General features: G+C 73.9%; 9 protein-coding genes. 7 read left to right on the top strand and 2 right to left on the bottom strand.

Going from position 1 to position 9,147, the window contains the following annotated elements:
* Nucleotides 1-19 precede the first annotated feature (19 nt).
* Nucleotides 20-1,123, bottom strand: a complete 1,104-nt coding sequence (locus IE330_RS20835; RefSeq protein ID WP_190137592.1) for an SDR family oxidoreductase — start codon at nt 1,121-1,123, stop codon at nt 20-22.
* A 331-nt stretch (nt 1,124-1,454) separates the two neighbouring features.
* Between IE330_RS20835 and IE330_RS20830 the strand changes: the two genes are divergently transcribed.
* Together IE330_RS20830 and IE330_RS20825 are read left to right on the top strand one after the other, a co-directional pair.
* Nucleotides 1,455-2,819 carry an MBL fold metallo-hydrolase gene (locus IE330_RS20830; protein WP_190137591.1) on the top strand — a complete coding sequence of 455 codons (1,365 nt, stop codon included), beginning with the start codon at nt 1,455-1,457 and terminating at the stop codon, nt 2,817-2,819.
* Nucleotides 2,820-2,886: 67 nt separating this feature from the next.
* Nucleotides 2,887-3,630, top strand: coding sequence for a sulfite exporter TauE/SafE family protein (locus IE330_RS20825; protein ID WP_190137590.1), 744 nt, complete (start codon nt 2,887-2,889; stop codon nt 3,628-3,630).
* A gap of 115 nt (nt 3,631-3,745) precedes the next feature.
* On the opposite strand, the gene IE330_RS20820 is transcribed toward IE330_RS20825, so the two are convergent.
* Nucleotides 3,746-4,024: a metal-sensitive transcriptional regulator gene (locus tag IE330_RS20820; protein ID WP_190137600.1), complete on the bottom strand. Its 279-nt coding sequence runs from the start codon at nt 4,022-4,024 to the stop codon at nt 3,746-3,748.
* A gap of 86 nt (nt 4,025-4,110) precedes the next feature.
* Between IE330_RS20820 and IE330_RS20815 the strand changes: the two genes are divergently transcribed.
* The 5 genes from IE330_RS20815 to IE330_RS20795 all read left to right on the top strand — a co-directional run bounded on the left by IE330_RS20815 (nt 4,111) and on the right by IE330_RS20795 (nt 9,106).
* The gene (locus IE330_RS20815; RefSeq protein ID WP_190137589.1) at nt 4,111-4,683 is read left to right on the top strand and encodes a rhodanese-like domain-containing protein; all 573 of its coding nucleotides are present in this window, start codon (nt 4,111-4,113) and stop codon (nt 4,681-4,683) included.
* Nucleotides 4,684-4,809: 126 nt separating this feature from the next.
* Nucleotides 4,810-5,898, top strand: a complete 1,089-nt coding sequence (locus IE330_RS20810) for a hypothetical protein (protein ID WP_190137588.1) — start codon at nt 4,810-4,812, stop codon at nt 5,896-5,898.
* 260 nt (nt 5,899-6,158) lie between these two features.
* Entirely contained in the window at nt 6,159-7,250 is a 1,092-nt protein-coding gene (locus IE330_RS20805; protein ID WP_229925799.1) for a hypothetical protein, read from the top strand.
* A gap of 293 nt (nt 7,251-7,543) precedes the next feature.
* Nucleotides 7,544-7,711, top strand: coding sequence for a hypothetical protein (locus tag IE330_RS20800; protein ID WP_229925798.1), 168 nt, complete (start codon nt 7,544-7,546; stop codon nt 7,709-7,711).
* A gap of 555 nt (nt 7,712-8,266) precedes the next feature.
* Nucleotides 8,267-9,106 (top strand): IS5 family transposase, encoded by an 840-nt coding sequence (locus tag IE330_RS20795; RefSeq protein WP_190137587.1) that lies wholly within the window; start codon nt 8,267-8,269, stop codon nt 9,104-9,106.
* Nucleotides 9,107-9,147: the final 41 nt, after the last annotated feature.

Here is a 9,147-nt window from a genome sequence, read left to right as displayed (position 1 = left end):
TGGTGACGCGGTGCTCCCCTTATGGGTGACAGTGTGCGGAGGCGCGTTCGTACCCCAGCGCCGCCTGTACGTAGGCCGTGTCGAGCGGCGGCGGATCCGCCAGGTCCGGTGCCAGGGCGAGGATTCCGGACCGCTCGTAGGAGCGTCGCTGCGCGCCGTACCGCAGGAGGAAGTCGGGCAGGTGGGCGGCGGCCAGGGACTCGATCGCGCTCGGGTCGGTGAGGCGCGGGACCTGTTCGAGCCGCAGGCCCGGGTGCCGGCTCTCGACGGCCTCCAGGATGAGGCGGACGGGGGTGTCCACCGGGTGTACCACGTGGAAGGTGCGTACGCCGGGTCCGTCCGGTGCGCGCGCGGCCAGCCGCAGCATCGCCCGGACCGCGTACTCGACCTGGACGACGTTGAGCGCGCCCCCGGGCGCCATGGGCAGCCGTACGCGCCCGGACACCCCCTCGAACAGGGCGGTGCCCGACCTCTCCGACCGCCGCCCCATCTCGGCGAAGGGGTGCTGGGGCAGCCCTTCCGCGGGGTGGCTGTCCGAGATCAGGACGCTGGGCCGCAGGACGGTCACCGGCCGGTCGTGCCGCTGCGCCCAGGCGCGGACGAGCCGCTCGGCCTCGAACTTGCTCTGCTCGTACGGCGTTTCGAAGCCGTACGTGTCATCAAGTTCCGTTTCCGCGATGCACCCGTTCCGGCGACGTCCGGCGACGAAGGCGGTGCTGACGCAGGTGACGCGGCAGCCCCGGCCCGCGTACTCCGCCAGTTCCAGGACGCGTTCCGTTCCGGCCACGTTGGTCTCCCGCAGGGAGCTCAGCGGCGCGGACAGGGAGATGTCGGCCGCGCTGTGCCAGATGGCGCTCGTCCGCCCGGCGAGCCGGCTGTAGTGCGCCGGCGGCAGCCCGAGGCGCGGTCGGCGGAGGTCTCCTGACAGGCAGTGCAAGCGGGACGCCACCGCGTCGGGCAGCGGCCCGCCGGCGAGGTCGGTGAGGCAGGTGACGACACGTCCGCGCAGCTCGGCGGAGGTACCGCGCCCCAGCACCGTGACCTCGTGGCCCTCGTCCACGAGCAGGGCGTACAGCAGGCGGGAGCCCAGAAAGCCGGTGGCCCCGGTGAGCAGAATGGACATGCGCACCACCATGACACCGGTCCGCTTTCCCCGGGCGCCGCCACGAGGGGGCCGGGCGGCGGCGTCCGGCCATGGCCGCCACAAGGGTGGCGCCCGTCACCTGGACGGATGCGCCCCCGGCCGGTGGCGGCCGGGGCCCCCTCCCCGTGCGCGCGGTCCGCGACATGCCTCACCCCTGCCCCACCCCCGGTGCGCCGGGGTGTCCGGAAGCCGGGCGTCCACGGGGCGGACGCAGCGATTCCCTGCGTGAAAAATACCCCCGGGGGTACTGGTGCTACGGTGGGAGGCAGATACCCCCCGGGGTAATTTTCGATCCGGAAGGAGCAGGCGCGTGTTCTTCGTCGACACCATCGAGCTGGAAGGCCTCGGCAACCGCAGCTACCTGGCCGGCGGTGAGCACGCCGCGGTGGCGGTCGACCCGCCGCGCGACATCGACCAGGTGCTCGCGGCCGCCGCCCGGCGCGGCGTGCGGATCTCCCACGTGGTGGAGACCCACGTCCACAACGACTACGTCACCGGCGGCCTCGACCTCGCGCGCGTCACCGGCGCCCGGTACCTGGTACCGGCGGACGCCGAGGTCTCGTTCGCGCGGGTGCCGGTCGCCGACGGCGACACGGTGGAGGTCGATCCCGGCAGCGAGGTGGCGCTCGTCGCGCTGGCGACCCCGGGCCACACCCCCCACCACACCTCCTACGTGCTGCGGGAGGCGGGCCGCCCGGTGGCCGTGTTCACCGGAGGCTCCCTGCTGATCGGCACGGTGGGCCGGCCGGACCTGGTCGAGCCGCGGCTGACCCGGCGGCTCGCCCGCGCCCAGTACGCCTCCGCCCACCGCCTGGCCGACGGCCTGCCGGACGGGACGGCGGTGCTGCCCACCCACGGCTTCGGCAGCTTCTGCTCCTCGGCCCAGGCCGAGGGCGAGCGCACCACCATCGGCCGGGAGAGGGCCGCCAACCCGGCGTTCACCGTCGACGTGGACACGTTCGTCGCCGACCTGCTGGCCGGCCTCGACGACGTACCGGCCTACTACGCGCACATGGGCCCGGCCAACGCGGCGGGTCCCCGGCCGGTCGACCTGACCCCGCCCGCACCCGCGGACGCCGCCGAGATCGCCGCGCGCCTCGCGGCCGGGGAGTGGGTGGTCGACCTGCGCGGCCGCGTCGCGTTCGCCGAGGGGCACGTCGCGGGGTCGTTCAACTTCGAGGCCGACGGCAAGCTCGCCACCTATCTGGCCTGGCTGATCCCCTGGGGCAAGCCGGTCACGCTGCTCGCCGAGTCGGCCGAGCAGCTCGCCGCCGCCCAGCGTGAGCTGGCCCGGGTGGGCATCGACCGGCCGGCCGCCGCCGCGACCGGCGGCCCCGAGGACTGGCTGCCCGCGGACGGGAAGGCCGCCTCGTTCCCGCGCTCCACGTTCGCCGGGCTCGCCGCGCAGGACGCCGCCGACGTGGTGGTCCTCGACGTACGCCGCCGCTCCGAGCGCGCCGGGGGCTGGATCGAGGGCTCGGTGCACATACCCGTCCACGAACTCCACGGCCGCCTCGACGAGGTGCCGCCGGGGACGGTGTGGGTGCACTGCGCGGGCGGCATGCGCGCCGCGATCGCCGCCTCGCTGCTGGACGCCGCGGGCCGGGACGTCGTCACCGTCGACGACGGCTTCGACGCCGCCACCGCCGCCGGTCTGCCGCTGTGCTCCGGCTGACCCGGCCGCGCACACCTGCCCGGCCGCGCACGCCCGCCCGGCCGCTCACACCTGCCCGGCCGCCGCGGTGAGCGCCCTCGTCCTCGCCCTCGTCGCCGGGGCCGTCGTCGGCCTGGCCCTCGGGGCCCTGGGGGGCGGCGGCAGCGTCCTCGCCGTGCCCGCCCTGATCTACCTGCTCGGCCTCACCCCGGCCGCGGCCACCACGGCCGGCCTGTTCATCGTGGCCGCCACCTCCGCCACGGCCCTGTACGCCCACGCGCGGGACGGCCACGTCGCCTGGACGACCGGGGCGCTGTTCGCCGCCGCGGGTGTCGTCCCCGCGTCCCTCACCGGGGCGGCCGCCGGGCGTGTGCCCGAGGCCGTGCTGACCGTCGCGTTCTGCGCGATCGCCGCGCTGGCGGCCGTACGCATGCTGCGGCCGCCCGACGCCCGGCCACCGGACCGGGTACGGCCGGGCAGGGCGGCCGGGGCGGGCGCCGGTCTCGGCGCGGTGACGGGGTTCCTCGGCGTGGGCGGCGGGTTCCTCGCCGTGCCGGCCCTGGTCGGTGTGCTGGGGCTCGCCATGCGGCGGGCGGTCGGCACCAGCCTGCTCGTCATCACCGTCAACGCCCTCGCCGCCCTGATCGCCCGTGCGGGCGGTGGCGACGCGCTCGACTGGGCGCTGATCGGGCCGTTCACCGGGGCCGCGGTACTCGGCGCCTGGGACGGCAAACGCCTCGCGGCCAAGGTCTCCGGCCGCCGCCTGCAGCAGGCGTTCGCCTGCGCGCTGCTGGCGGTGGCGGCGTCCATGCTCGTCGACGTGGTCGTATGAGGTGGTCGTATGACGTGGTCGTAGGAGGTGGTCGTACGAGAGGCGTGACCGGCCCCTGGGGGGCGGCCGCCCGGGACCGTCGTCGGGGGCGGCTATCCGGGGGGTGGCCGTCTCATCAGGCCAGGGAGAGGAAGAGCTTCTCCAGCCGGGCGCGCATCTCGTCCCGGTCCCCGGCCGTCCGCCCGCCCTCGGCCATGCAATGCTGCAGCCCCGTCGCGATGATCGCGAAGCCCGCCCGGTCCAGCGCGCGGGACACCGCCGCGAGCTGTGTGATGACGTCCTCGCAGTCCCGGCCCTCCTCGATCATCCTGATGATCCCCGCGATCTGCCCCTGAGCCCGCCGCAGCCGGTTGAGCACCGACTTCAGCTCGTCGGCCGCCAAGTCCAGTTCCACCATCCACCTCCAGAGATACCCCCAGGGGTATCATACCCGGGCGCGGGCCCCCGTTCCCGGGAGCGTACGAAAGGACCCTCTCGCACATGAGCACCCACACCCCCACCGCCCTCCCGCCCGCCCAGGCCGCCGCCCGCCTCGACGAGTACGTCGTCATCGACGTGCGGACGCCGGGCGAGTACGCCGCCGGGCACCTCCCCGGCGCCCTCAACATCCCCCTCGACCACCTGCACACCGCCCTTCCGGCGCTCAAGGCCGCGGCCGCCCGCCGCGCGCCCCTGGTGGTCTGCGCCTCCGGCAACCGCTCCGCGACGGCCTGCGCCGAGCTCGCCGCCGCCGACGTCCCCGCCGCCACGCTCACCGGCGGCACCACCGCCTGGGCCGGGGAAGGCCACGCCCTCCAGCGCGCCGAGGGCGCCGGGAGTGCCTGGCCCATGGAGCGCCAGGTCCGGCTGACCGCGGGTTCCCTCGTCGTCCTCGGCCTCACCGCCGGCACCCGCTGGCGCCCCGCCCGCCTGCTTGCCGCGGCCGTCGGCGCCGGCCTGGTCCTCTCCGCCGTCACCGACACCTGCGGCATGGCCGCGGTCCTCGCCCGGCTCCCCCACAACCGGCCCCGCGCCGCCGACCTCGACGCCACCCTGCGCGCCCTGCAGGACTGACGCGGGGCGCCTGGGGCCCGTCCGGCGGGCCGCCCTTGGAGGAACGTCTGATCGGTCGCGTGCTGTCTGTTCACCGGTGGTGGACGTCAATAAGCTGAGCGGCCTTGCGCGTTCAGGGGAGGTCTCGTGAACGGTCTCCGTACAGTTGTCGTTTGTCTGGTGATCGCGTGTGCCGCCGTGCTGTCGCCGGCCGCGAGGGCGGCACCGGCCGCGGCGGACTCGCCCGCCGCGGCCGTGCCGCCGCGCTGGTCGTCACTGCCGGTGCCGGCGGCGGCCGCGCCGATGTACCTGTCCGACCTCGCCGCCCGGGGGCCGCGCGAGGCGTGGGCCACCGTGCACGAGAGCGCCGCCGACGGGCTGCGGGCGGCGCTGTACCGCTGGGACGGCACGGCGTGGAGCCGGGACACCACCTTCCCCGGCGCCGGCGACCCGGGCTGGCTCGGCAAGGTGCAGTTCGTCGGCGAGGAGATGTGGATCTTCCACAGGACCCCGGAGGGGACGGGCGAAATCCTGCGCCGGACGGCGGACGGCTGGAGCACCGTGCCGCTGCCACGGACCCTGAGGACCTATCAGGACTTCGCCGCCGTACCGGGCGCCGCATGGGTGGTCGGTGAGGACGACACCGGGCTGAAGGTGCTGCACTACGACGGTTCCCGCTGGACCGAGCAGTCCACCCCGGACGGGGTGCTCTACCTGATGGGCGTCACCGCGCGCGCCGCCGACGACGCCTGGGCCTGGACGAGCAGCAACAACGGCATCTCCGTCCTGCGCTGGGACGGCGAAGCGTGGCGGGACGCGAAGGTGCCGCTGCCGCCGAACGGCAGCGTGCACACGATCCTGCTCGAACCGTCCGGCAGGGTCGCGCTCGGCGGCTGGCAGTACACCGACGGGGTGACCCGCACCTATCTGATGACCTGGAACGGGCGGGCCTGGCGCACCGTCTTCCCGCCCCTGGGCGACACCTACACCGAGGGCATGGAGCGCGGCCCCGACGGCGCGCTGTGGCTGCCGGTGCGCAGCGACCGCGCGTTCCAGTCGAAGTACGCGCGGGTGAGCGGTTCCCGCACCACCTTCTCCTACGGACCGGAGCGTACGAACGCGATCGACGTCAAGCCGAGGGAGCTGACCAGGGCCGGGAGTTCGCTGCTGTCCTTCGGGACCGTCGAGGTCTACGGCTCCCCGCCGAACCTGATGAGCGAGCGGAGAGGAGGCTGACCGTGGCACCAGGACGTGGTGCACGACGAGATGGTGCACGACGAGTTGAGACACGAGGACCCGAGATCCGACGATCGGAGACACGGGGATCCGAGACACGGGGATCCGAGACGCGACGATCCGCGATACGACGATCCGCGACGCGACGATCTGAGATACGACGGCCCGGTCCACGCCGGTCTGCGGTACGAAGGGCCGTGGCACGGAGACCTGCCGCGCGAAGACCTCGGGCGGTAAGGCCTGGGGCACGGCAACTCCTGGTGGCGGCACTCGCGGTGGCCCTGGCCGTCCTGACCCCCATGAGCCCGGCCGCGGCGGACACGTCGTCCTGGCAGCACGTCCCGGTCCCGGCCGAGCTCCGCCCGCAGACCGGGCTGAACGAGGCCGTGGCGACGGGCCAGGACCGGGCGTGGGCGGTGGGAGCCGACGCCGTCGGCCGCGAGGCCCCGGGCTTCCCGCTGGTGCTGCGCTGGGACGGGACCGCGTGGCACCGCCAGAGCCTGCCCGGGGTGCGCTGGCAGGGCGAGTTGCTGTCCGTCGCCGCGACCTCGCCGAGCGCGGTCTGGGCGGTCGGCAAGGACGCGGCGGGCGGTGCCCGGCTGCTCCGCTTCGACGGCACCGCCTGGTCCGAGAGCCGCCCGCCGGCCGGGACCACGCTGACCAGGGTCTTCGCCGGCGGGGGCGAGACCTGGCTGACCGGTACGCGGGACGGCGCGCAGGTGCTGCTGCGCCGGGACGGGCGCGGCTGGCAGGACATGCCGGTGCCGCCGGGTGCCGTGTACGGGCTGCACGTGAAGGCGGCCGACGACGTCTGGGCCGCGGGCTCCTCCGAATCGGGCGCCACCGTGTCGCATTGGGACGGCAAGGAGTGGCAGCAGACGATCGTGCACGGCTTCCCGCGGGCGGGCGTGGGCAGTGTGCTCGCGGTCTCGCCGACGGAGGTGTGGGCGGGCGGCTCGGGCGGGTTCATCGGCGGTCCTCCGGGCCGGCCGATCCCGCCCCTGCTGGTCCGCTTCGACGGCAAGGAGTGGAGCCGGGTCACCCTGCCCACCAACTTCGGCGGGATCACCTCGCTGGCGCCGAACGCCTCCGGCGGGCTGGGCTGGGTCGCGGTCGCCAACTCGCTGAAGTGGGGCCCGCCGGGCAGCTCTCCGCCACTGGTCCCCGGGCCGGACTTCCTCGCCTGGGACGGGCAGGCGTTCGCCGAGCACAGCGAACCGGCGGTGGCCGGAGAGGGCGACTCCTCGATGTTCCGCCTGGCGTCCGTGCCGGGTACGTCGACGGTGTGGTCGGTCGGCCGCGCCGCCGGGCCGGGAGGCACCTTCGCGCCGCGCGTCCTGCGGTTCGGCTGAGGTGACGCGGTTCGGCTGAGGTGTTGCGGTTCGGTTGAGGCACCGCGCTTCGGCCGAGGTGCCGCGGTCGGCTGGGGCACCACGCTCCGACCGTGGCGACGAACGGGGCTCCGTCCGCGCGGACCGGGGCCCCGTTCCGTGCGGGACCAGCCCACTCCCGACGGTGCCGCGCGCTCCCGGTGTCCGTCCCGGGCGCCGGGAGTACGCGCGGCCGGACCCTTGTCAGGCTCCCCCGGCGGCGCTTGTCTGGACCAGGGACACCCTGCTGGACAACGCAACGGAAGGAGCGCGCGATGCGCCACGGCGACATCGCCTCCGGCCCGGACACCGTCGGGGTCGCGGTGGTGAACTACAAGATGCCCCGGCTCCACACCAGGGCCGAGGTCCTGGACAACGCGCGGAACATCGCCGCCATGGTGAAAGGCGTCAAGACCGGGCTCTTGAGTGGCGAGGCACCGTAGGACGCAGCATCTACTCGGCACCGGGGCAGCCGAAGCCCGGCGATGCTGCCCGCCGGCGTTCGCGCTCCGCCCGGGCACAAGCGCCGCCTCCGCAGACCAGGTGGAGCCGGGATGCCGTACAGCTCCTCGAATGAGGCGGGAGCGTTCTCCCAGTCCACCTCCCACACCAGGTACCCGTACGTGTCCAGCGTCTCGGCAAGGCGGGCGTTCCGCATGCGGGCCTGCACTTTGCGCGGCTCCAAGCCGGAGGCCACCCAGACCGCGTCGGCGAAGTGACGCAGATCGTGGAATGTGGTTTCGTCCGGGATGTCGATACCCCGCGCTTACAACCTCTTCTTCGCCAGCCTGACTGAGTGTTTCGCCCTGTTTCATTGCGAGTGATAGTGATTTTGTAGTCCTGTTGTTGCGGGACGGGAGGGGTGGTCGAGCCGGGAGGACGCACTGCGACGGCAGTGGGTTGTTTCGTTCCAGCATCTCCCGTCTCCTCCCAACACGCCCCTGACCACAGCCCTTTGCCCTCTGGTCAGGTCGGCCGCCGCGCGGTACATCGGAAACATGACCCCGCACGACAGGTATCCCAGCGACCTGTCGGATGAACGCTGGGAACTGATCGAACCGGTCCTCACCGCCTGGCGAGCCAGGTGCCGCAGGGAGGCCCTGGACATCGGGCGCCCGCCCGAGCACGACCTGCGTGCCCTGATGAACGCCGTGCTTTACGTCGACCGCACCGGCATTCCTTGGCGCTACCTGCCGCTCGACTTCCCGCCCTGGGCCACCGTCTACGGCTACTTCACCCGCTGGCAGACCGACGGCGTCTTCGAGGAGCTCACCGGGCTGCTGCGGCGCCTGGTCCGCGAGCGGGAGGGCCGCAACGGCGAGCCGTCGGCCTGCGTGCTGGACTCGCAGACCATCAAGACCTCCGCCAACATGCACCTCGCCGGCCAGGGCACCGACGCGGGCAAGCGGATCATGGGACGCAAGCGGCACCTGGGTTGCGACACCCTCGGCCTGCTGCTGACCGTGCTGGTCACCGCGGCCAGCGTGTCGGACACCGCGGCCGGGGTGAGGCTGCTGTCCCGGATCGCCGCGGCCCACCCGCGCGTCCGCAAGGCATGGGTGGACGCCGGCTACCGCACCACGGCCATCGACCACGGCGCCTGCCTGGGCATCGACGTCCACCCCGTCCAACGCCCGCCCTGGGCTCGCGGCTTCACGATCATTCCCCGGCGCTGGACCATCGAGCGCAGCATCGGCTGGCTCATGCACCACCGCCGCCTCGCCCGCGACTACGAGCGGCACCCGCACCGCTCCGAAGCCATGATCCACCTCGCGATGATCGACCTCATGGCCCGCCGGCTCACCGGCGAGGCCACCCTGAACTGGCGCGGAACCTGACCCGGGACCAAACACACCTCCACGGACCAAACCCTCAGTTG

Source organism: Streptomyces longispororuber (genome assembly GCF_014656095.1).
GTDB lineage: Bacteria > Actinomycetota > Actinomycetes > Streptomycetales > Streptomycetaceae > Streptomyces > Streptomyces longispororuber.
The sequence above is the reverse complement of the archived record's forward strand: the minus strand, read 5'-3'. Positions and strand labels throughout refer to the sequence as shown.